The sequence below is a fragment of the Gemmatimonadota bacterium genome (assembly GCA_040388625.1).
GTDB lineage: Bacteria > Gemmatimonadota > Gemmatimonadetes > Gemmatimonadales > Gemmatimonadaceae > Fen-1247.
In genome coordinates this window covers 308,427-330,451 of the sequence record JAZKBK010000006.1, presented here as the reverse complement: position 1 = coordinate 330,451, position 22,025 = coordinate 308,427, and the positions used below count along the sequence as shown (strand labels likewise).

The 22,025-nt window shown below is 63.0% G+C and carries 17 protein-coding genes; 5 read left to right on the top strand and 12 right to left on the bottom strand.

Annotation, left to right across the window (positions count from 1 at the left end; genetic code table 11):
- Positions 1–631: 631 nt before the first annotated feature.
- The 6 genes from V4529_14915 to V4529_14890 form a co-directional block, all read right to left on the bottom strand.
- Positions 632–1,849 carry an MFS transporter gene (locus V4529_14915; protein ID MES2359624.1) on the bottom strand — a complete coding sequence of 406 codons (1,218 nt, stop codon included), beginning with the start codon at positions 1,847–1,849 and terminating at the stop codon, positions 632–634.
- A gap of 337 nt (positions 1,850–2,186) precedes the next feature.
- Positions 2,187–3,041 (bottom strand): ABC transporter permease, encoded by an 855-nt coding sequence (locus tag V4529_14910; GenBank protein ID MES2359623.1) that lies wholly within the window; start codon positions 3,039–3,041, stop codon positions 2,187–2,189.
- Positions 3,042–3,045: 4 nt separating this feature from the next.
- Positions 3,046–4,164, bottom strand: a complete 1,119-nt coding sequence (locus V4529_14905; GenBank protein MES2359622.1) for an ABC transporter permease — start codon at positions 4,162–4,164, stop codon at positions 3,046–3,048.
- Positions 4,161–5,768 (bottom strand): ABC transporter ATP-binding protein, encoded by a 1,608-nt coding sequence (locus V4529_14900; GenBank protein ID MES2359621.1) that lies wholly within the window; start codon positions 5,766–5,768, stop codon positions 4,161–4,163. The genes V4529_14905 and V4529_14900 overlap by 4 nt, the downstream gene beginning before the upstream one ends.
- Complete coding sequence (locus tag V4529_14895) at positions 5,765–6,802, bottom strand: BMP family ABC transporter substrate-binding protein (GenBank protein MES2359620.1); 1,038 nt, start codon at positions 6,800–6,802, stop codon at positions 5,765–5,767. Before V4529_14895 ends, V4529_14900 begins: the two co-directional genes overlap by 4 nt.
- A 72-nt stretch (positions 6,803–6,874) precedes the next feature.
- The gene (locus V4529_14890; protein ID MES2359619.1) at positions 6,875–9,661 is read right to left on the bottom strand and encodes a hypothetical protein; all 2,787 of its coding nucleotides are present in this window, start codon (positions 9,659–9,661) and stop codon (positions 6,875–6,877) included.
- Positions 9,662–9,781: 120 nt separating this feature from the next.
- Here V4529_14890 and V4529_14885 point away from each other — a divergent pair, with 120 nt between their 5' ends.
- The 4 genes from V4529_14885 (at position 9,782) to V4529_14870 (ending at position 13,980) form a co-directional block, all read left to right on the top strand.
- Positions 9,782–11,293: an L-aspartate oxidase gene (locus V4529_14885; GenBank protein ID MES2359618.1), complete on the top strand. Its 1,512-nt coding sequence runs from the start codon at positions 9,782–9,784 to the stop codon at positions 11,291–11,293.
- Between the two features lie 45 nt (positions 11,294–11,338).
- Complete coding sequence (gene nadA / locus V4529_14880) at positions 11,339–12,364, top strand: quinolinate synthase NadA (GenBank protein MES2359617.1); 1,026 nt, start codon at positions 11,339–11,341, stop codon at positions 12,362–12,364.
- On the top strand, positions 12,361–13,284 hold the full coding sequence (nadC, locus tag V4529_14875) for a carboxylating nicotinate-nucleotide diphosphorylase (protein MES2359616.1): 924 nt from the start codon (positions 12,361–12,363) through the stop codon (positions 13,282–13,284). Before nadA ends, nadC begins: the two co-directional genes overlap by 4 nt.
- Before the next feature lie 159 nt (positions 13,285–13,443).
- The gene (locus V4529_14870) at positions 13,444–13,980 is read left to right on the top strand and encodes a DUF488 domain-containing protein (protein MES2359615.1); all 537 of its coding nucleotides are present in this window, start codon (positions 13,444–13,446) and stop codon (positions 13,978–13,980) included.
- Here the strand turns inward: V4529_14870 and V4529_14865 are convergent.
- The 5 genes from V4529_14865 to V4529_14845 form a co-directional block, all read right to left on the bottom strand.
- The gene (locus V4529_14865; protein ID MES2359614.1) at positions 13,974–14,708 is read right to left on the bottom strand and encodes an AcvB/VirJ family lysyl-phosphatidylglycerol hydrolase; all 735 of its coding nucleotides are present in this window, start codon (positions 14,706–14,708) and stop codon (positions 13,974–13,976) included. The genes V4529_14870 and V4529_14865 overlap by 7 nt on opposite strands.
- A 3-nt stretch (positions 14,709–14,711) precedes the next feature.
- On the bottom strand, positions 14,712–15,461 hold the full coding sequence (locus V4529_14860) for a hypothetical protein (protein MES2359613.1): 750 nt from the start codon (positions 15,459–15,461) through the stop codon (positions 14,712–14,714).
- A gap of 61 nt (positions 15,462–15,522) precedes the next feature.
- Complete coding sequence (gene aroH / locus V4529_14855; protein ID MES2359612.1) at positions 15,523–15,900, bottom strand: chorismate mutase; 378 nt, start codon at positions 15,898–15,900, stop codon at positions 15,523–15,525.
- Positions 15,897–17,693 carry an acyl-CoA dehydrogenase family protein gene (locus tag V4529_14850; protein ID MES2359611.1) on the bottom strand — a complete coding sequence of 599 codons (1,797 nt, stop codon included), beginning with the start codon at positions 17,691–17,693 and terminating at the stop codon, positions 15,897–15,899. The genes aroH and V4529_14850 overlap by 4 nt, the downstream gene beginning before the upstream one ends.
- Before the next feature lie 6 nt (positions 17,694–17,699).
- Positions 17,700–19,580, bottom strand: a complete 1,881-nt coding sequence (locus V4529_14845) for a thioredoxin domain-containing protein (protein MES2359610.1) — start codon at positions 19,578–19,580, stop codon at positions 17,700–17,702.
- 58 nt (positions 19,581–19,638) lie between these two features.
- Here V4529_14845 and V4529_14840 point away from each other — a divergent pair, with 58 nt between their 5' ends.
- Positions 19,639–21,027 (top strand): dipeptidase, encoded by a 1,389-nt coding sequence (locus tag V4529_14840; protein ID MES2359609.1) that lies wholly within the window; start codon positions 19,639–19,641, stop codon positions 21,025–21,027.
- A 2-nt stretch (positions 21,028–21,029) separates the two neighbouring features.
- Here the strand turns inward: V4529_14840 and V4529_14835 are convergent, their stop codons facing one another.
- Entirely contained in the window at positions 21,030–21,893 is an 864-nt protein-coding gene (locus tag V4529_14835) for a hypothetical protein (protein MES2359608.1), read from the bottom strand.
- Positions 21,894–22,025 lie beyond the last annotated feature (132 nt).

Sequence of the window (22,025 nt, the reverse complement as noted above, 5' to 3'; positions counted from 1 at the left end):
GGCCGCAGACCTATCTTCGGCGCCCCCACGCGGCACGGGATTGCACTTACGGCTGCAGGCCTCGCTGTTCATAGACGCTGGTTGACGGTGTGCGACAGTTTCGATGGTGTGGTTATCGACCGATTCGTAGTAATGCCAGATCACGTCCACGCGATAGTCGTACTGCTATCCACGCGGAATCGGACAGCAAGTCTCAGTGATATCGTTGGCTGGACAAAGCAGCGTGCGTCGCGTGACATCACAATGGTGCCTGAGCCTCCGCCAGCGCCAATCTGGCAGCGCAGCTTTCACGATAGGATCATTCGCGATGCAGATGCGTTAGAACGAGTCCGGAATTACGTAATGGACAACCCGTCACGTGCCTGGCGTGCGTCCCGTACCATAGTGTCGCGCCGTTCCGGTACGCCTGTGTAGGGCGCGGATGCATCCGCGCCTGGTCATTTTACGTGATATCGAAATCGGATGAACACCGCGCCCATTCCGCCACATTACGTAACCGTCATTTTACGCGCGATCGATATTGGATGAACACCGCGCCAATCGACCCCAGGGCACGGCTGACGCATTTACGCCCGATCGAAACCGGATGATCACCGCGCGCACGGTCGCGATACGCGCCCCGCCCCGTTGGCTACGCCGCTGCCTTCTGGACCTGGCGGTTCGGGTTTCTTGGATCGTCGATACCCAATCCGACGACCAGGCCTACCAGCACCAGTCCTGACGACACCAGGAACGGGATCGAATGTCCGAAGTGGTCGTAGGTGAAGCCGGCAAAGAGCGGGACTACGACGCGCGCAAGCCCGCCGAATGTCTGTTGCACCCCCATGTACAGGCCGCGCTCGTTCCTGCTGATGACGCGCGACAGCATCGACGTGACGCATGGGAAGGTGAATGCGGTTCCGAGTGGTATCAGTGTCACTGCGAGGTACAGCGTTACGTACGTCGGCATCAGAGGGAACGCGGCGAGTCCGGCTGCGAGCATCACGAGACCGATGCGTGACAGCCGCACCTCGCCCCACCGGTCGACGGCCTTGCCGAGTATCCCGGCACGTGTGATCACCGAAATCGTTCCCATGAACGTGAAGATCACCCAGATGCGATCGGCCGTGATGCCGAACTTGTCGTCCAGGAAAAGCGCCAGGATCGCCGTGATTCCCTGAAACGCGCCAATGCCGATCGCGTACACCCAGATGAGTCGCGGTGCCGCTTCCTTGGTGTGCGTGAAGACGTGCTTCACAGCCGCAAACGATGCTCCGCGCTTGGGCTCGACACGTTTTGCCTCGACCATGTCGCGTGACTCGGACAGATAGCGCCACGCGAACGCGATGTTGAGCACGCAGAGCGTGGCGGCGATAAGACCGGGGCCGTGCACGTCGAAGAACTTGAGTGCAAACGATCCGACGGGCGGGCCGAGCGCAACGCCGACGTTCGTCGCGGCCGAGATCCAGCCGAGTGCCTTGGCTCGCTCCTCCGGTTCGACCGCGTCAGCGACATAGGCCTGCACGACGCCCGTCGTGCCGCCGCCTGCGCCCTGTACGACGCGTGACAGAAGCAGAAGCCATATCGTAGTCGAGTATGCGAACACGACGTACGCGATCGCTGCGGCACCGAGCCCGAAGAGAAGCGCGGGACGCCTTCCGTAGCGATCCGAAACCCTTCCCCAGAACGGCGCGCTGAGCAGCTGGGCTGCCGTGAACGACGACATGAGCAACGCGACCATGAGCGCACTCGCGCCGAACGAACGCGCGTAGTACGGCATGAGGGGGATGATCATGAGCAGCCCCACCATGTCGACAAACGCCGTGATGATGAGTGCCGTCAGGCGTCCAAGTGCCGCGCTTCTGGGCACTAGCGGAAGCGAGATGTTGAAGGGCGGCGGTACGGGATCACGCCGGAAGCCGTGGGTATGAGTCGGTCCCGGTGCGGCTGTGGGATGTCCATGCGTTCATGAGGCTGGAACTGCACCGGATACATTGGGCCGGCGCCGTGCAGCGGATTTTCAAGTGACATCGCATGTGGTGGGAATTTAGCCGAACGCGCGGCGGCAGGAGTGGAGGCTCGCCGCGATGAGGGGGGCTGCGCTGCGTGAATGAATAAGGGGCCGAGCAGCCACCTCGCGGAGACATCCGTTCGCCCCGTCCCGGCTACCGCTGGGGCGGTCGACCCGATTGTCACCCGAACCGTGGCTACGTCTCGCCCCGCCCCAGCGCCGCCGGCGCGATCGCGCGTCCGACCACTCCGGCCAGCGCAACGATCGTCAGAACGTACGGTATCATCTCGATGAACTGAGATGCGATCACATGGTTGCCCTGAAGATGTATCTGCACCGTCTCCGCAGCCGCGAACAAGAGGCACGCGGCACCGGCGCGCAACGGGCTCCATCTCCCGAAGATGACGGCCGCAACTGCGATGAACCCTCGGCCCGCCGTCATCTGATCCGTGAACTGGTGCTGATCCAGCGCCAGGTACACGCCCCCCAATGCGGCGAGGGCCCCGCTGAGAAGAACCGCCATGTACTGGATACGATGCACCGGCACGCCGACGCTGGCCGCCGCCTCGGGCTTCTCGCCGGTGGCTCGCACGCGCAGGCCAAACACGGTTCGGAACAGAATGAACGCGACGATCGGTGTAGAGAGCAGCCCCAGCCACAGCAGTGGATCGCCATATCCCGTGGCGAAACCGTCGACGCGGGGTGAGTTGGAGGAGCTGCCGAACATGAGCTTGAGGAAAACGCGCGTGATTCCGATCGCAAACAGGTTGACCGCGATGCCGACGATCACCTGGTCCGCGCGGTACCTGATCGACGCAACGGCGTGGATGAGCGCAAGCACCGCACCACCGCCGATGCCGCACAACGCGCCAACGACCGGGCTGCCGGAATAGAACGTGCCAACCACGGCCGCGAACGCACCGCCCAGCATGTACCCTTCCAGCGTGAGCGAGATGACGCCGGAACGCTCGGCGATAACTCCGCCAGCCGCGGCGAACAGATACGGTACTGCGATGCGGAGCACCTGCGTGACGATGGCGAAGGTATTCATCGCGTCAGACCGCCGCTGCCGGCGGCTCTGTCGCAGCCGGCTGTGAATCGAGTGCCGATGTCGTGACTGGACGCCTTCGCGACCCGAGCAGGATGCGCTGAACCTCGGGAACGGACGCCGCGATCGCTATGATGACGATGCCCTGAAGCACGTCCACCATCTGCTTCGGCACGAACGCGTTGACTGCGAGGCCGCCCTGCGACAGCGTCGCGAAGAACAGTGCGGCGAGCAAGATGCCGAACGGATTGTTGCGTCCGACGAGCGCGACGGCGATTCCGAGAAATCCCGTGCCGCCAGCGAATCCATCCTCGTAGTAGTACTTGTAGCCGAGCACGAAGTTGATGCCGCCCAGGCCGGCTATGACGCCCGATACAGTCATTGCGCTGAACAGAACGCGACCGACGGAGATTCCTCCGTATTCGGCTGCGTCCGGCTGCAGCCCGACCGCACGAAGCTCGTATCCTCCACGCGTGCGGAACATGTAGTACCACATGGCGATTGCGGTAAGCAGGACAGCGATCACCGACAGATTCGCCGCGGAGCCGTGGAACGCCGGCAGCACCGCGCTGAGTCGCGCAATCGCGCCCGCATGAATCTCGGGCGTGTGCAACGTTTCCGGCACGCGCAGCCTGGTTGCAATGAACCAGTTGAGCAGAGCCAGCACGATAAAATTGAGCATGATCGTCGTGATCACCTCGTGCGCACCGAAACGAACGCGCAAATATCCCGGCACTGCGCCAACGACTCCGCCGGCAGCTGCGGCACCAAGGCAGCCCAGCAGAATCGCGAGCAGAGCAGGGAACCCGACCGGTAGCGCGAACCCGACGAGTGCGGCGGCGAGTCCGCCCGCTGCTAGCTGTCCCTCGCCGCCGATGTTGAACAGACCTGCGCGATACGCGAACGCAACTGCCATTCCCGTGAACGAAAGCGTCGTCGCCTTGTAAAGCACCTGGCCAAAGCCGTACGCGTTGCCCCATGTCCCCTCGAGCAACAGCCGCCACACGACGAACGGCGACTGGTTGAAGCTGAGCATGATGATGTCGCCAGCCACAAACGCGATGAGGATCGCAACGACTGGAGGAAACAGCGCTTCCTCTATCTTTTCGCGTCGTGCCGCCGTCATGCTGCTTCTCTTGCGCCGGTCATGTACTCGCCGAGCACTTCCTCGGTTGCGTCCGCGGCCGGCATCATGACGACGAAACGGCCGCCGCACATCACGGCAACGCGATCGGACAGCGATAGAACTTCATTGAGCTCGGCGGACACCAGCAGAATCGCCTTGCCTGCATCACGCGCGGCGATCAGCCGTGCGTGTATGAACTCGATCGCGCCGACGTCGACGCCGCGTGTCGGCTGCGATGCGAGCAGTACTGAATAGTCGCGACCGCCGCCCATCTCCCGCGCGACGACGACCTTCTGCTGGTTCCCGCCGGACAGCGCACGCGCGGGAAGCGACGCGTCGGTCGGTCGAATGTCGAAGGTGCGTATCTGCTCGCTGGCGTATTCGGCTATCGCGGCGCGGTCCAGCGAACCGTGCTGCGTGAAACGATGCTGCATCCCAAGTATGAGATTGTCCGCGACCGAATAATTCATTATCAGTCCACGTCGTTGGCGGTCTTCGGGGATGTGCGACAGGCCGGCATCGGTCCGCTCGCGCGGCGAGGCGGATGTGACATCCCGTCCGCCGAGTCCAACGTAGCCGCCCGCGATCGCGCGCAATCCCGCGATCGCTTCGATCAATTCGCTCTGGCCGTTGCCCTCGACTCCCGCGATTCCGAGAATCTCGCCCGGTTTGACGGTGAACGACACATCGTTCACTTCGAACGATCTGCGAAAACCCGTAACCAGAAGGTTACGCACTTCAAGGCCACCGGATGGCGCCCCGGGTGACGCGTTGCCCGCACTCGATGCGGAGGTCGCATTCGCGGCAGCTGCGCTCTCCGTGACGATCGCGAACTCACGAGTCGTAAGCCGCACGTGGCGGCCTACCATCGCCTGTGCGATCTCAGCAGGATTCGTATCGGCGGTGTGGAAGCGAGCGACGGTTTCACCTGCGCGCATCACGGTGATGTTCTCGGAGAGCGACATCACTTCGTCCAGACGGTGAGTGATGATGATGACCGTGCCTCCGTTATCGCGGACGCGCCGCAGTACCTGTGCGAGCTCCTTCACTTCCGGTGGTGAGAGCACGGCGGTCGGCTCGTCCAGCACGAGGATCTTCGCGCCGCGATACAGCGTCTTCAGAATCTCCACGCGTTGCGCCTCGCCCACGGAGAGGTCGGCAACGAGTCGCGTTCCGTCGATCACCAGGCCTGTCTCTTCGCCAAGCCGCTTCACGTCCGCCACGGCGCGTCTGTAATCCAGCTGACCACCGCTCGTCGGTTCCTTGCCGAGTACCAGGTTCTCCGCGACCGTAAGAGTCGGGACAAGCATGAAGTGCTGGTGCACTACACCGACTCCAGCCGCAATGGCGTCCGGCGTGCTCCATCCCGTGACGTCGCGGCCGTTCACTTCGAGAGTGCCGGAATCCGGCGTCAGCAATCCGCCCAGAATGCGCATGAGCGTGGACTTGCCGGCGCCGTTTTCACCCACGAGTGCATGGATCTCGCCGAGTGCGACTTCGAGAGACGCATCGCGATTGGCGCGCACCGGACCGAACGACCTGGAGATGTCGTGCATCCGCACAGCGAGCGTGCGCGCTTGCGCGGATGTGTGCGAACTCGTCATCTGGTCGTCGGTACCTTGATCTTGCCGGCAATGATGTCTGCCTTGATCGCCTCGACGCGCGCGTGCACGGAATCGGGGATCAGTCCCTTGTTGTGCTCATCATACACGTAGCCCACACCGCCCTCCTTGAGGCCAAACGAGTATACGCCGCCGTGAAACTGTCCCTCGTGCGCCCGTCGGATCACATCGAACGTCGCTGCATTCACACGCTTGACCATCGACGTGAGTATGTAGCCGGGTGCGTCGTTGTACTGATCCGCGTCCACGCCGATCGCGAGCTTGTGCATCGCGCGCGCTGCCTCGAATACGCCCTGGCCCGTCGCACCGCTGGCGTGGAAGATTACGTTGACGCCGGATTGATACTGGCTCAACGCGAGCTCCTTGCCGCGGCTGGGATTCTTGAACGCATCGGGAGTGACACCGGCGTACTGTGCGATCACGGTGCAGTCCGGACAGACGTACTTCACACCCGCGGTATAACCCGCCTCGAATTTGTGAATCAGCGGTATGTCCATGCCGCCGATGAAACCGACTTTCTTTGAATGTCCAACCAGCGCTGCGAGTGACCCCACGAGAAAGGAGCCTTCTTCCTCGCGAAACTTGAGAGCGGCAAGATTTGGCGGCGGTGGGATCAGCTTGCCGGTGGAATCGTATGCGAGCGACAGGTCGATGCCGGCGAAGTTGATGTTGGGATATTCCCGCGCGAGGTTGGTCAGGTCATCCGTGAAGATGAAGCCGACGCCCATGACGAGATCCATCTTTTCCGCGGCCAGCAGGCGAAGCCCCGATTCCCGATCGGAGCCATCGCCAGGCTCGATGTAGCGCACGGTGACGCCGAGCATCCGGCGCGCGCTGTCTGCGCCCGCGTATGCGCCATCGTTGAACGACTTGTCTCCGCGTCCACCGACGTCGAAAACAATCCCGACGGTGGTGCCGGAGCGGGCGAGGCTCGCGTTGCCGCGGCCTGCTCCAGCCAGCAGCAGAGCGACATGGGCTGCGAGCAGTACCACGACGGCGATTATGATCTTGCGCACGGGTGGTAAATATAGATGTTGGCCCGCACTGGCGGCTGCCCGGATACCCGGGGAGCGCGCCGGGCGTATCTGCTAGTGCTGGAGATCCGGCCAGCCGAGACATCCGTGCACGCATGCGTTACCGCTCGCGAGAAGATGGCCAGCGAAATCGAGCGCGGTCACGCCGATTCGGTCGATGAGCGTGGGTCCGGGAAGCAGATCTATGTTCGGAGTCGGCCCGCTGGTTGCTCCGTGGAGCGATGCGTTGCGTGCCGACACGCTGAACAGGGATGCGGTCGCATGCTTTTCGAAGAATGCGCCCACGTATCTGTCAGCGCCCGGGAATTCGTCGATCGCAACGTGGTAGTCAGCGGTGCATTGCTTGCTGGCGGTCCCTTCTCGGCCGTTGCTCTTCAAAACCGTGAACTCCGCGCAGCTTCCGCCGCCCCAACTCGTCGGCGGGACGACGAAATCCGGAATCGGGTCCTGATTGCCGGTACTCGGCGGCCACACGAACACCCATTGCGCCGAAAGGGTTTCGTTCGCCGAGATGTGAAGTTGCGCCGGATCGACCGTTATGCCTGTCGTGCCGACAACATTTCGCGTCACGGCGCTCACACTCGTGCCTCCGACATATCTCGCCGTTGCGACACCGTCGGATGACAGGGCGACGCCACGCTGCCAATCCGATTGCGATTCTGCCTTCCATGTGAGTCCACGGCGACCGTCGAGTGGATCACCGACCATGTCCCGCAACGCAGCGCTGAGGCTTCGCGTCTCGCCTGTGCGAAGCCGCATGTCGGCTGGCGCGATTGAAACGTCACCCAGTGCGCAACCCTTGTACGACGCCACGATCGCATCCTGTATGCGTCCGCGCATGGGTGGTTGCATGAGATAACTCTCGATGATGCCGTGCAGGCGGAGGCCCCATCGAAGTCTGGAGGCGGAAACGAGAGATACAATCCGCGCTTGAAGCGAACCGCCGGTCGCGCTCGCCGCAGAATCCGACAGCGGCGTGCGCACGCGCGGGAATTTATTGTGACCGAGCATGAGGATAGCGTCGCCGTCGACAACAAGTCCGTGCAGGTGTCGCGGCGCGATCGGCCACGCCTCGCTGGTTGGAGATGCGAGCGCCACGCCGCCGATGCATGTGGTGTCGCGCGCCTGCGAATACTTCCCCCTGTGAGCGAGCAGCGTCAACGCCTGCTGGACGACGAGATTACCCTGCGAATGCATGACGAATACGACGTGCCGCCCCGCATCACGCAGCCGCGTCGTGATCGCGGCTATCGTATCGACGTCGGCGGGGCGCGCGCTGAGCGAGCGATCGAGCACACTGCTCAGTTGCTGGCTCACCTCGGCGTAGTCGGCCAGCAGCGCGAGGGCGTGCGGCCTCGTGCTATTGAGACATCTTGCAACCTCATCCGGAAGCGAATTGATGCCGAGCCAGTCGCCCTGGATTCCCAGTTCCAGAATGCAGCGGTCCTCGGTGCCGCTTTCGCTCGCCATGGCGCTGCGGTTGTACAACAGCTTGACGTCGAATGGAGCGTTGGCGTACCACTGCGCCTCTCGTGCAGCTACCGCTATGTGATGCGCGGCGAACAGTGCGCCGAGCGGTGTGGTGAGAATGCCGTTCACGTACGCGATGGTCACAGGCTCGGCGCTGGACGTCGCTGGCGACAGGGGCGACATGATAGTTGTCGCCGGATGTAGTTGTGCCGGCAATTGCGGGAGTAGCTGTGAACGTGACGACGTGCCGAGCGGCACGAGCAGCGCTGAAGCGGTAACGTCTCCGATGTCGCCGCCACCGTTTCCCGGCGCCTCATTGCCCGATCCCGCGCCTGACCCGGCGTCGAAAGCGTGGCCCGCGAGTGCGGCGTCCAGCGCAGGCATTGCGGTTGCATCGGCTTCGCGCTGCAGGACCGTCATCTCGACGCGCCGCAACCGCTCCATGATATTGGCGGTGTCCTGCATCTCGTCCAGCTTGTGGAGCAGGTTCTGTGCAGATGCAATCTTGTCGTTCGACCTGAGCAGTGCACGCGCGTCGCGCAGGATCCACTCGTCGCCGGATGCGACGCCGGCCTCGCGGTCGGCTGATGCAATCAGAACGTGCGACGCATCCATGGTGACACGACCGCGTTTTGCAACGGGATTCTGATCCAGTGTCACCAGAGCGTTACGGTAGCCCGAGTCTGCTGCGAAGTTGTACTCCACACGGTCGCCGCGGCGGAAGCTGTACGTCTGGCTGCCGAGATCTCCGTGAACGCCGGGCTCGGAGATTACAGTGAGCGTCACTGGCGGTACGAATATCTGGAATCGAACATTGAGCCAGTTGCGATCGGTGATGAACGCGAAGCGCGATGTATCCTCTGCCGCTGGTCGATAGTCCGGATCGACCAGCTTGAAATCAGTGAAGCCAGCCGTGGTGTCACCGAGCGTGACGACCAGGCGGTATGCAGCCGATGGATCTGCGGGCAGATCCTCCACATTCCAGCGGAAGTGATACGCGCGATCGCTGAGCTCGATTCGATGCGTCGAGTCGGCGGTGGAATCACGGACGAAATGCGCCAGTGTGTCGGCACTGCCGCAGTCGTCACCGTTGAGGCGACAGATTGTGACCGAGGGTGCGAGCGTCGTGTCGAGCACGCCTCGCGGGTGTTTTTTGGGCCCAAGCGGGGCGAGGAAGATCGTTTCGGGTGCGCTGTCGTCGCCGGGTGCGTTGATGGCATCCGAAGCGCCAGTAGGAGTCAGTGTGACCGGTGCAGTTGGTGTGTCACTGCATCCGTGCTGTGCAACTGCCGTGGCAATCACCGTGACGGCGACCAACGTACGGATGAGCGTGCGGCTGGACTTCACGAGCGACTTCGCCTTCGACTTCATGGCTTGCTCCAATGGGATTGGGCCGCCACGATAGAGTGGATTTCAGTTCGCGGAACAAAGCGCCGCCGTACGGGCGTCATCGGAACTGCGCCGGCTGGCGCGGGTGGCTATCTTTCGCACATGCCTGAGCGCATTCGCACTCGTTTCCTGGTGGTTGGGAGCGGAGTCGCAGGACTGCACACCGCGTGGCGAGCCGCCGATTCGGGTGAAGTGGTCGTTCTCACCAAGCGCTCTCTTTTCGATAGCGCCACCGCGTACGCGCAAGGTGGCATCGCCGCCGCTCTGGGAGCCGGCGACTCTCCGGAGCTTCATCGGATCGACACGCTCGCAGCGGGCGCCGCACTGTGCGACGCAGCCGCTGTCGAAGTGCTAGTCGAGGAAGGTCCCGATCGGGTGCGCGAGCTAGCGACCGCCGGAGCGCAATTCGATCGCGACACCGCGGGGAACCTTCAGCTGGGGCGCGAGGCCGCGCATTCGCGGAGGCGCATAGTCCATTCGCACGGCGATCAGACCGGCGCCGAGGTGGCGCGCACGCTGATCGAGCGCGTGCGAGCGGCGCCCACGATTCACGTGTCCGAGAAAACGCGTGTTCTCGATCTGATCATAGATAACGACGTATGCGTCGGCGTTCGCGCGACGGTCGCCGGCAAGGCGACGGAATTCATCGCTGACGCCACCGTCCTGGCGACGGGCGGCTGCGGGCAGGTTTATCGCTACACGACCAATCCAGCGGTGGCCACCGGTGACGGTTACGCCATCGCGCACAGGGCTGGCGCCAAGCTGGCCGACATGGAATTCGTGCAGTTCCACCCGACTGCGCTGGACACCGCGGAGACGCCGCTGGCGCTGGTTTCGGAGGCCGTAAGGGGCGAAGGCGCCATACTTGTGAACGACCGCGGCGAGCGTTTCATGCTCAGGGAGCACAAGCTCGCCGAACTCGCACCGCGTGACATCGTGGCGCGCGCGATCTTCAGACAGCAGCGCGCCGGCCACAAGGTATTTCTCGACGCAACTCGATTCGAACGACCGTTCGAAGAGCATTTTCCGGGAATTTACGCGCTCTGCATAGCGCGCGGCATCAATCCGAACACGGATCTCATTCCGGTCACGCCGGCTGCACACTACATGATGGGCGGGATCGTGACCGATCTCGCGGGGCGGGCGAGCATCCCGCGGCTGTACGCGTGCGGAGAGGTGGCGCGCACGGGGGTGCACGGCGCCAACAGGCTCGCCTCCAACTCTCTGCTCGAAGGATTGGTTTTCGCCGAGCGTGTGGCGCGTGACATGGTGACCGGCGTGGCGCTCGCGGCGGAACCTGCGACGACGATGTGGAGTGCGCCGCCGCTGCTGGATCGTGGTGCCGCGCAGGTTGCAGCCGACGAGGTTCGACGCGTGATGTGGGATAATGCAGGGATCGACCGGACGGCCGGCGCGTTGCTGGATTGCCTCGTGATTCTGGACGGAATCGAGGCGCGCCTCCCGATCGGCGCGACGGAAGAAGGGAACATGATCGAGACTTCACGTCTCATCGTGCAGGCAGCACTGCTTCGCAAGGAATCGCGAGGCGGACATTTCAGGCGCGACTTTCCGCGTCCCAAGAGAAAGTGGCGTGATCGCCACATCGAATGGTAAGCACTCTCATTGCGGCTCCGGCACCGCATCTCGGAACCAATATTCATGATTGAATCGATATACGACCCGACACAGGATGAGGACATCGTCTCGCGCATCAAGTCGCTCGCACGTGAACGCGATGCGGTCATCCTGGCGCACAACTACCAGCGTCCGGAAGTGCAGGACGCTGCTGACTTCGTCGGCGACTCGCTCGGACTGAGCCGCGAGGCGGCGAAGACGAAAGCGAAGGTCATCGTCTTCTGTGGCGTTCACTTCATGGCGGAGACGGCGGCGATCCTCTCGCCCGACAAGACGGTTCTGCTGCCGGACATGGCTGCCGGCTGCTCGCTCGCGGCGACGATCGACGGCGCGCAACTGCGCGAATGGAAGAACGAACACCCCGGTGCGATCGTAGTCAGCTACGTGAACACCACGGCAGAGGTAAAGGCTGAGAGCGATTATTGCTGCACCTCCGGCAACGCGGTAGACATCGTCAACTCGATTCCGGCTGACAGGGAGATTCTCTTTCTCCCCGACATGTTCCTCGGCGCACACGTGCGCCGCGTGACGGGACGCGAAAATATTCACGTGTGGATGGGTGAGTGCCATGTGCACGCCGGCATCGATCCGGAGAACATCAACGCTCAGCGCGCGCTGCATCCCGGCGCGGAATTTCTCATACACCCGGAATGCGGTTGCGCGACGAGCGCGGTCGAGGCGGTGTCGTCGGGTGCGGTGGACGCCGCGGGTGTGCAGATTCTCTCGACCGAGGGAATGATCCGCCGGCCGGCGATCTCGGATTCGGAGGAATTCATTGTCGCGACCGAGGTGGGCATCCTGCACCGTCTCCGGCGCGAGAATCCCACAAAGCGGTTCATTCCAGCGAATGATCGGGCGGTGTGCGCATTCATGAAGGTCACGACACTTCCAAAGGTTCTGGCCTCGCTGCAGCACATGCAGCACAGGATCACCGTCGATCCTGATACGGCGGCGAAGGCTCGGCGTGCAATCGAGCGGATGGTGGCAGTTGGCGGTAGGCCGACGCCGCTTTCACTCGATCCGTCGACGGCCGAGGATCCGGGAGAATGATCGAATCCAACTCGCTCACCGACCCGTCGCTGCAACGGCTGGCAGAGTTCGCATTTTCACCGGAAGAGCGAACGCGCTTTCCGCTCGACGCGCAGCACCGGGCGCGCATCGTGCACGCGGCGCTGGAAGAGGATGCGGCAGACGCGGACGTGACGACCAACGCTACGATCGATCCTGCGACGACTGCGCGTGCGGCACTCGTCGCGAGACGCGACGGAGTGGTGTGTGGCACTTCGTTGGCGATCGAGGCATTCCGGCAGCGCGATCCAACGATCGCGATCCGTGAGGACTCGCACGACGCGCGGCCGATCGATCGCGGGGACACGATTCTCTTTCTGACCGGGAGTGCGCGCGGGATGTTGAGTGCTGAACGGGTGGCGTTGAATTTCATGCAACGTCTCTCGGGCATCGCGACGCTCACCGCGCAGTACGTGCACGCGGTGCGCGGCACGAACGCACGCATACTCGATACGCGCAAGACGACCCCGGGCTGGCGGAAGCTGGAGCGCTACGCCGTGCGCTGCGGCGGCGGAATGAGCCATCGCAGCGATCTCGAGCAGGCGGTGCTCATCAAGGACAACCACATAGCCGCGCTGGGCGACGACGTCGGGCTCGCAGTGCATCGCGCCCGCGCAATTGCTCCGTCCGGCACGCGAATCGAAGTGGAATGCGACGATGTCTCGCAGGTTGGCGAGGCGATCAGCGCGGGCGCGGACATCATCCTGCTGGACAACATGGGACTCCAGGACATGCGCGACGCCGTGAAGCTCGTCGCGGGGTGCGCGGTGATCGAGGCGTCCGGCGGTGTGAATCTTCAGACGGTTCGCGGGATCGCGGAAACGGGAGTCAACTGGATTTCGGTCGGCGCTCTCACGCACTCCGCGCCGGCGCTCGATCTGGCGCTCGATTTCGAGGGGTGAGTTGGACCGCGCCCAGAGCGGTACTGAGCCACCCCCGGAGGCAGCATCAGCCTCGACGGAGACGCCGCCGGAAGACACGTGCGACGTGTGCGGCAGTACGCGCCTGGAATGGCGCAAGTGCAAGCTGGTATGTCTCAATTGCGGCACAATTCTCAAATCGTGCGCGGACCTTTAGCCCTGCAGCCGCCAGGAACGCTCTGGACGATCGGCCACTCGACTCATCCCATTGCTGAATTCATCGACCTGTTGACCGCGCACGGCATAATGCGTATCGCTGACGTGCGACGGTTCGCAGGATCGCGAAAGTTTCCGCAGTTCAATCCGGCCGAACTCGAACGATCGCTTGCAACCGCGGGAATCGCATACACGCCAATGCCGGCACTCGGCGGGAGACGCAAGGCGCTCCCGGACTCACCGCACTCCGAGTGGCAGAACGAGGCGTTTCGCGGATATGCCGACTACATGGACACCGAAGAGTTTGCCCAGGCTGCAGAGTCGCTGGCCGCGATCGCCCGCGAGGACAGGGTTGCCGCGATGTGTTCAGAAGCAGTATGGTGGCGCTGTCACCGGTCGATGATCGCCGATTATTTCAAGGCGCACGAATGGGAAGTGCTGCACATCATGGGGATCGGCGAGGCGAAGGAGCACCCCTATACGTCCGTGGCCAAGCTGGTAGATGGGGTGTTGAGTTACTGAGGCGCTTCCAGATCCCCCAACGGCGTCCCATTCGCGCTTCTCATCACGGCCTGGTAAACGATGTCGCCCAGTGCGTTGTAGTTGCCGTCGAAGTGATGCTTGCCCTTGCGCTCGATGACCGTCATCAGTCCCGGTGGTGCAGAGCGGCAGAGCGATTCCTTTTCCTCAGCTCCGTAAACACAGACCATCGGCACGCCCTTGAGTGCCTGGAGTTGTGGCAGAATGGGCGTGTCGTCCTTGCCCGATGTCGTGCGCCACAGGTCGGAGAAGTGATAGGAGAAGCTTGCGCGCTCCAGCAGGGCCAGCATCGCAATCAGAGTGAGATGCGGACGGATGTCGGGAGCGAGATTCGTAGCGGCGAATGGCGCCAGGTCCGAACCGCGCGAGTAGCCGACGAGTGCAATGTCGTGCTTCCTCCAGAGTGCCATGTAGCGCCGCGCAATGCGAGAGACGTCGCGTCCAATTACAGCCGGCGACCGCCCTCCGCCGCGCAGATAGTCGCGCATGTCGACGCCAACCACGTCGATCCCACGCGATTGCAGTCGCTTTCCAACCTTCTCGTCGATGTCGGCCCAACCGCCGTCACCCGAGAGAATTATCGCGACCGTGTTACTGGTGGCGTGTGCTGCGCGTAGTTCGACGATCGGCAGGTTCCGAACATCTGTGACGGTGTCGCGCGGCAGCTGCGCGGTTGCGGTAAGGACTGAAACGAAGAGGGGCAGTAGCATCTGTCAGGGTTGGTCGAGCTTTGCAGGGTCCAGGCGGCTGTCAGCCACAGGCACGTTGACGCGAATGTCGGAATATTGCTCCTTCTGAACGAGCTTGCCGGCACGCGTATCCGTTACGAGGGTTGCGAGCCATCCGTTACCGGCGGGCTGGTACTGATCGAACCTGACATCTTCGACGCCGGGGCGCCCCTGTGCCACGGGTCCGACCATCCTCACGAAGACCAGCCGGTCGGCATCGACCCAGAACTGCTTCGACGTCGTATCGCCCTCAGCCGCACCGACAATGAATACTCGGCGACCCTGCCAGGTGCCTTCGTGCATCTTGCTGAGATCGAAGCCCTCCTCGCGCAACGCGCTCACGCTGCGCTCGATGGGCTGCGTGTAGATGTCGAATCCGAGCAACAATAGCGGATTCCGGCCCGCCCGCGCAGGGAGGTTCTGACCGCCGCGGCGGACGAAGATGCTGTCGCGCGCGAAGAGGATGATCGGATCGCCGTCCGGCGTGCCGACATCGATGCGCAGTCTGCCGGGTAGCTTCATCGTCTCGTACCAGGTCTCGTGCACCATCGTGTCGGCGGGGGTGCGTCGCTCGGTGGCCTGGGTAAACGTCAGTGTCGTGTACCACTTCGCAACGTACCTGTCGTGCATCAACCGCACGAGCTCGGCACCGTCGGGCGGTGTCTGCGCGGGCAGAACAACGGGTGTCGCGAGAGCCGCAAACGTGATGGATGCGGCGAATATGGAAGCGCGCATTGGATTCCTCGATTGTTGTCGTATGGTCCAACCAGTCAAGACTCGTCCAGCTGCGCCGCCGTCACAGATCGGGGCGTAATTCCTCTGCTCCGTTGAGGTACACGTGCCGCACCGAAGTGTTCGCGGGAAGCTCGGCGTGAAGCAGTACCCGTACCACGCGGTCCATCGAGCCCGGCACGGGAATTTCGGTCGAACAGAGCATCGCCACATCATCCCATCCCATCTCGCGAGCTGCCCTGGCGGGAAATTCGCTCACGAGATCCGGTGTAACCGTGAAGAACGCGCTGACGATCGCATCCTGGCGCAGTGAGTTGCGCAACAGCATCTCCGCGAGCAATTGCCGTGTCGCGGTGCGGATGGACTCCGAGTCGTCGCGCGCGACGCGCGTAGCTCCGCGAAGGCCGCGGATGCGCATCGCGCTCTGGTCTCCGTTGCTCATTTCACCGACTGCACAGTGCCGACTGTCCGGGGTACATCGAGAATCGAATCCGGTAATGCATATCCCTTATCGGCTCGCACTTCCGCCGCCAATGCGCGCCGCGCGTCATCGAGCGTTCCATCGGCGCCGCCAGCCAGGGCGACGCGCGCAGCGCGGAACCGCAGGCCCGACCCCACGCAGAATATGTCGCACAGGAGGATCGCGCGCGCGTCGTCCTGCCTCTCGAGCAGGGCCTGGGTGTACGACAGGACACACGCGGTGGCGAACAGCTCGATCGCCATGTTGGATAGCCGCTCGACCACCATCTGACGATCCACGATCTCACCACGATATTTCGTCACCGCGCTCTCGGCCGAGGACCGTAGCTCGGCGACGTGTTTCTCGAATGACTCCTTGTGCGCAGCAAGCCTTGGGTCCAGCTCGAAATCGAGTGTCGCGCTGGCGCCGAACGCGTTACGGACTCTTGCCGCCGCAAACTCGCTGAGCAGTCCGAGATGCTTGATCGGCTCGCGCAGCGCAACGCTGACTTCCTTGAGCTGGCCGGAGAGTGTCTGAATCCCGTTCAGCGCGATGAATAGTCGCAGGATCTCGTTGGCGCCCTCGAATATCCTGTTGATTCGGCTGTCGCGAAGAAAGCGCTCGTACGGATATGGCTTCACGAATCCGCGGCCGCCAGCGAGCTGGACCATTTCATCAGTGGTGCGCCAGATCAGTTCGCTCGCGAACACCTTGCCGATCGCGGCCTCCAGCGACCAGTCTGCTTCGTTATCCGTGGCAAGATTTGCGATGACCCCGAGCATTGCATCGGATGCGTAGATGTCCGATGCGATCGTCGCGAGCTTCCGTTGCGTGATCTCGAAGTCGGCGAGCGGCTTGCCGAACTGGATACGCTGCTCGACGTAGCTGGTCATCTCGCGGAAGACGTGCCTGGCCCCGCCTGTGCATCCGGCGGCGAGCGTGAGCCGGCCGCCGTTCAGCACGTGCACGGCGACCGCGAAGCCTCGGCCGATCTCGCCAAGCACGTTTGCCGCGGGAACGCGGAGATCCGTGTACTCGAGCTCGGCCTGGGTGGATCCCCGAATACCCATCTTTCGGACCGTTTCGACAACGCGGAATCCAGGCATCGTGGGCTCGATGAGGAACGCCGTTGGCCTTGTCACGAACTTTCCGTCGCGCTCGACTTCCGTCTGCGCGAAGGTGACGAGAACAGCGGCGCGATGCGCGTTGCCGATCCAGATCTTGTGGCCGTTGAGGGTCCAGTGGGACTTGTCGGCGCTCAACGTCGCCGTCGTCTTCACGTGCTGCGCGTCGGAGCCTATCAGTGGCTCGGTGAGCGCGTAGGATACGAGTATCTCACCGCGCGCAAGGCGCGGCAGCCACTGCTGCTTCTGCGATTCGGTGCCGTACATCACTATCGCCTTGCAGCCCAGACCGCAGTGCACTCCGATGAAGACGCCGATCGAGGCGTCGACACCGCCGATCGCTTCGCACACTCTCGCGTACGCACGTGGCGACAGCTCAAGTCCACCGAATCGTCGCGGAATCGTCATGCCGAGGAATCCATGCTCGGCGAGTGCGGCGATCACGTCGTCGTGGATCGTTTCCTCCTGATCGAACTTCACTGAGTCGATGAGGCCGCCCAATCGACCTTCCATCGCCTGAACCAGTCGGGTGACTGTCGCAGCTTCCGATGAATCGAGCGTGTCGAGCTGTGGCGGATATGGGAACAGCAGCTCGTCGTTTATCTCACCGGCGAAGATCCCACGCGTGAACGAATATCCGTCTGTCGGCATGGATGATTACTTTGTGGCTTGCTTGTTGATGGTCGGTGTGGCCCGTGCGATATCCAGTGCGCGCGGTGAGGGCATGTCGCAATACTCACCGTGGCACGCGAACGTTTCGGCGTACTCGGCATCGCCGAGCAGGTGACCGAACGCGGAGGGATAACGCGTGACCAGTCCCGCGAGCGAGTTCATTACCTGCGACGCGCGGTCGCCGTACGACTGGTCGTCGTCATAATTCGCAAGCCTGAGCAGGAGATCGACAGCGAGCGAAGTTCCGGATGGTGTAGCGTTGTCCGTGGGATCGTGCGGCCGCGATACGAGCTTCTCCGCGTCGTTCGAAGTATCGTAGAATGCCTGTGCATCCGCGTCCCAGAATTCGGCAAGCATCACTCGGGCCAACTGGCGTGACGCGTTCAGCCATTTCACGTCGAGTGATTGCTCGAACATGGCGAGAAAGCCCAGTGCAACGGCCGCCTGGTCTTCGAGAAAGCCGGCGATGCGCGCCGTGCCATCCTTGTAGCTGCGCATCACGCGGCCGTCGACGACCATACGTGTGAGCAGGAATTCCGCGTTACGCGCTGCCATATCACGGAAATCGGCGCGGTTGAACGCTCGCGCCGCCTCGACGATCCCGCGCAGCGCGAGCCCATTCCAGCCGGCCAGAATCTTGTCGTCGAGGCCGGGCCGGACGCGCTGCGAGCGTCGCTGCATGAGGATCTCATCCGCGCGCGCAATCGTGGTCGCCAGGGTTGCAACATCGACGTCGAAGCGGCGTGCGATCTCGGATGGGTCGGAGGGAATGTTCAGGATGTTGCTTCCCTCGAAATTGCCACCCGTCGTCGCGCCGTAGTACGCCATCACCAGCGGTGCATCAGCGCCCAGCAGCGAGTCGAGCTCTTCCGAGCTCCAGATGTAGAATTTTCCCTCCTCGCCCTCCGAATCCGCGTCCAGCGACGAGTAAAAGCCGCCTTCCGGTGACGTCATCTCGCGCGCGAGCCAATCTCCTGCTTTTTCAGTTGCAGCGCGGATCTCGTCATTTTTCGTCGCCTCGTAGAGGTGCGCGCCGAGTCTCAGGAGCAGGGCATTGTCGTACAGCATCTTCTCGAAATGCGGAACGAGCCACTGCTCATCTACCGAGTAACGCGCGAATCCGCCGCCGATCTGATCGTAAATGCCGCCGCGCGCCATCTTCACGAACGTCGCAGCCGCCATGTCCAGCGCGGTATTCTCGCCCGTGCGGGCCCAGTGACGCAGCAGAAAATCGAGCACCATCGTCGGTGGAAACTTCGGCGCACCGCCGAACCCGCCAAAACGCCGATCGTAGCCGGATGCGATCGCCTGAAACGCCTGCTCCAGGAATGCGGAATCGATGCTGCCCGCGTAGCCGTCGCTTACCGCCGAGGCTTCATAAATGCGCCGCATCGACTCGGCGCTGGCGGCCACGCGGTCGGGGTGACTCCTGTACGTCTCGGCGACAGCCTCCAGTACGCGCCTGAACGACGGCATGCCGTGTCTGTCGGTCGGCGGGAAGTAGGTGCCGCCGTAGAACGGCTCGCCGCCGGGATTCAGGAAGACCGTCATGGGCCAGCCGCCGTGACCGGTCATGGATTGAACCGCCTGCATGTAGATCGCGTCCAGGTCAGGACGCTCCTCGCGATCCACCTTGATGCACACGAAGTTGTCGTTCATGAGCTCGGCGGTCGCAGGATCCTCGAACGATTCGTGCGCCATGACGTGGCACCAGTGGCACGCAGCGTAACCGATCGAAAGCAGGATGGGCCGGTCGAGCCTGCGCGCCCGGTCGAGTGCGTCGTCGCCCCAGGGATACCAGTCGACGGGGTTGTCGGCGTGCTGGAGCAGGTAGGGCGATGTCTCGCCAGCCAGGCGGTTCGGCATGCCGTAAGATAGCCCGGAGCCCCGCTGCAGGCCCGAAATGCGCCGTTAAATTGAACTCATGCCGAAGATCGCGAACGACCTAGAATCATTCCTCACGCAACACCAGTCGCGGATCGAGGAAGAGCTTTTCGATTTCCTGCGCATCCCCAGCGTGAGCGCGCAGCCTGCACACAATGCCGACACCCGCGCAGCGGCCGAATGGGTGAAGCGATCGCTCGAGCAGGCCGGTCTGGCTGCCTCGATCCACGAGACACCGGGACATCCGGTCGTGGTCGGTGAATGGCGCGGTGCAGGGTCTCGCGCGCCGACGGTGCTCGTATACGGTCACTATGACGTCCAGCCCGCCGAGCCGCTCGAGCTCTGGACGTCCCCGCCGTTCGAGCCGCAGGTGAGGGAGGGTCGGATCTACGCCCGCGGATCCGTGGACGACAAGGGACAACTCTTCCTGCACATCAAGGCGCTCGAGGCACATCTGCGAACGCGCAGCATTCTCCCCTGCAACGTTGTCGTCATCGCGGAGGGTGAGGAGGAAGTCGGAAGCGAGAATCTGGAGGCGTTCGTCCAGCGCGAGCGTAAGCTTCTCGCGGCCGATGCTGTCGTGATATCCGACTCGTCGATGTTCGCTGAAGGGATACCTTCGATACTGTCTTCGCTGCGCGGCCTGTCGTACTTCCAGATCGACGTACAGGGTCCGGCAAGCGACCTTCATTCTGGAATATACGGCGGCGCAGTAGTCAATCCGGCCACCGCACTCGCGCGGATCATTGCGTCGATGCACGATGAGAATGGACACGTCGCGATCGAGGGCTTCTACGACGACGTGAGTCCGTTCTCGGACAAGGTTATCGCCGGAATGCGGGAGCTGCCGCACACCGACGCTCAATTCGAGCGTGAGATCGGAGTGACGAGCCTCGGTGGTGAGAAGGGATTCACGACGCTCGAGAAGCTGTGGACACGTCCGACGTGTGAAGTGAACGGAATGCTATCCGGCTACACGGGAGACGGAGCCAAGACGGTACTTCCAGCCAAGGCGATGGCCAAGGTGAGCTGCAGGCTGGTGCCGAATCAGGATCCGGCGAAGATCGCTCGCCTGTTCGAGGCGCACGTGAAGAAATTCACACCCGACGGCGTCACCGTGAAGGTGAGTTACGTGCACGGAGGACGTCCGTGGCGCGCCGATCTCAGTGGTCCGATCTTCGACGCGGCACGTCGTGCGCTGCATGCTGCCTTCGGACGCGATCCGGTGATCGTTGGAGAAGGCGGATCGATTCCGGTCGTCGGCGATTTTCAGCGAATTCTCGACGCGCCGGTGTTGCTCGTTGGGTTTGGTCTGCCGGGCGAGAACGCCCACGCGCCCGACGAGTGGATGAGCGTCGAGAACTTCCGGGTTGGTACGAAAGCCATGGCTGCCCTGTGGGACGAGTACGCGGGGAAAGGAGCGAGCTGACTCTATCGGTTGAGCAGACAGCCGATGGTGGCGCGCAACGTGGTCGCGTCGGAGAACGACGTGAAGACCTGCGCTGACGCGTCGCAGCGGTGGCCGAGCAGGACGGTTGCGCCGGCCAGCGCCGTGACACGTGTGAGATCGACAGCGATTCGTGTGTGATCGGTGCCGCCCAACAGGTCGGTGAAACCCACCTTGAACCGTGGGTACAGCTCGTCGACGCCCAGGCCTGCGGAGAACCTGAAGCTCGCCGCAGTTGCGGGATTCGTGGACGCAATCAGCTCCGCGCCGGCCATGTTCGGCTGGAATTCATCGGTTGAGGGGCTCGTTCCGTAACATGGCGTCGCGGGATCGGTCTGCTGCAACGCACTGCGTGGACAGGTGATCGGTCCCTTGACGGTGCCGACCGTGCCATGCACGCGCCCCGTCAATTGAAGGGCTGAGTTGACGCCGTGTGTAAACCAGATGGCCGCGCTGCCGAGGTTCGGTGTGGCCTCCGCGATCGTGATCGGCGGCAGGTAGCTCACCTCCAACCCGAAGCCACCCGGCAGACCGACAGCGAGGCGCGGACGTCCGAAGAAACTTGTGAGGCCGGTGTTTTCAGCCTTTCCCGTGTAGCAGTAATCGGTGTGTTGCAATGCCGCCGACGCCGTCGGGACGTAGGCAGCTTCGCCGGAGAGCCTCGCGGCGCCAGGTTGTAGCGAGAGTGATGCCGGATCGGCGCTGAAGACTAATGGAACAGAGTAAAAGGCGAGCAGGCGGGCCTCGTTGCTTCCGCGCGGTGGGCGGCATTGAGAGAAGGCCTGCGTGGCACCCAGGCAGCTGAGTGCTACCAGCAGCACGACTCGCGATGTGAGTTGGCTTCGCATGCCGAAACGTAAGAACCAGACGATGCACGGGATCACTCTCGCGGTGAGCTGCGTAACAATCACGGTGAGGAGAAGCCTCCGTCGGACGAGCGTTGAGCGGTCTTTTTCCGGCTGGCGCCGTCGGTGCGGCGA

Bases quoted from the DNA above. Each gene is read 5' to 3' on its own strand.
- V4529_14910 (MES2359623.1), bottom strand. From the start codon at position 3,041: ATGAATACCTTCGCCATCGTCACGCAGGTGCTCCGCATCGCAGTACCG.
- V4529_14905 (MES2359622.1), bottom strand. From the start codon at position 4,164: ATGACGGCGGCACGACGCGAAAAGATAGAGGAAGCGCTGTTTCCTCCA.
- V4529_14900 (MES2359621.1), bottom strand. From the start codon at position 5,768: ATGACGAGTTCGCACACATCCGCGCAAGCGCGCACGCTCGCTGTGCGG.
- V4529_14890 (MES2359619.1), bottom strand. From the start codon at position 9,661: ATGAAGTCGAAGGCGAAGTCGCTCGTGAAGTCCAGCCGCACGCTCATC.
- V4529_14885 (MES2359618.1), top strand. From the start codon at position 9,782: ATGCCTGAGCGCATTCGCACTCGTTTCCTGGTGGTTGGGAGCGGAGTC.
- nadA (MES2359617.1), top strand. From the start codon at position 11,339: ATGATTGAATCGATATACGACCCGACACAGGATGAGGACATCGTCTCG.
- nadC (MES2359616.1), top strand. From the start codon at position 12,361: ATGATCGAATCCAACTCGCTCACCGACCCGTCGCTGCAACGGCTGGCA.
- V4529_14865 (MES2359614.1), bottom strand. From the start codon at position 14,708: ATGCTACTGCCCCTCTTCGTTTCAGTCCTTACCGCAACCGCGCAGCTG.
- V4529_14860 (MES2359613.1), bottom strand. From the start codon at position 15,461: ATGCGCGCTTCCATATTCGCCGCATCCATCACGTTTGCGGCTCTCGCG.
- aroH (MES2359612.1), bottom strand. From the start codon at position 15,900: ATGAGCAACGGAGACCAGAGCGCGATGCGCATCCGCGGCCTTCGCGGA.
- V4529_14850 (MES2359611.1), bottom strand. From the start codon at position 17,693: ATGCCGACAGACGGATATTCGTTCACGCGTGGGATCTTCGCCGGTGAG.
- V4529_14845 (MES2359610.1), bottom strand. From the start codon at position 19,580: ATGCCGAACCGCCTGGCTGGCGAGACATCGCCCTACCTGCTCCAGCAC.
- V4529_14840 (MES2359609.1), top strand. From the start codon at position 19,639: ATGCCGAAGATCGCGAACGACCTAGAATCATTCCTCACGCAACACCAG.
- V4529_14835 (MES2359608.1), bottom strand. From the start codon at position 21,893: ATGCGAAGCCAACTCACATCGCGAGTCGTGCTGCTGGTAGCACTCAGC.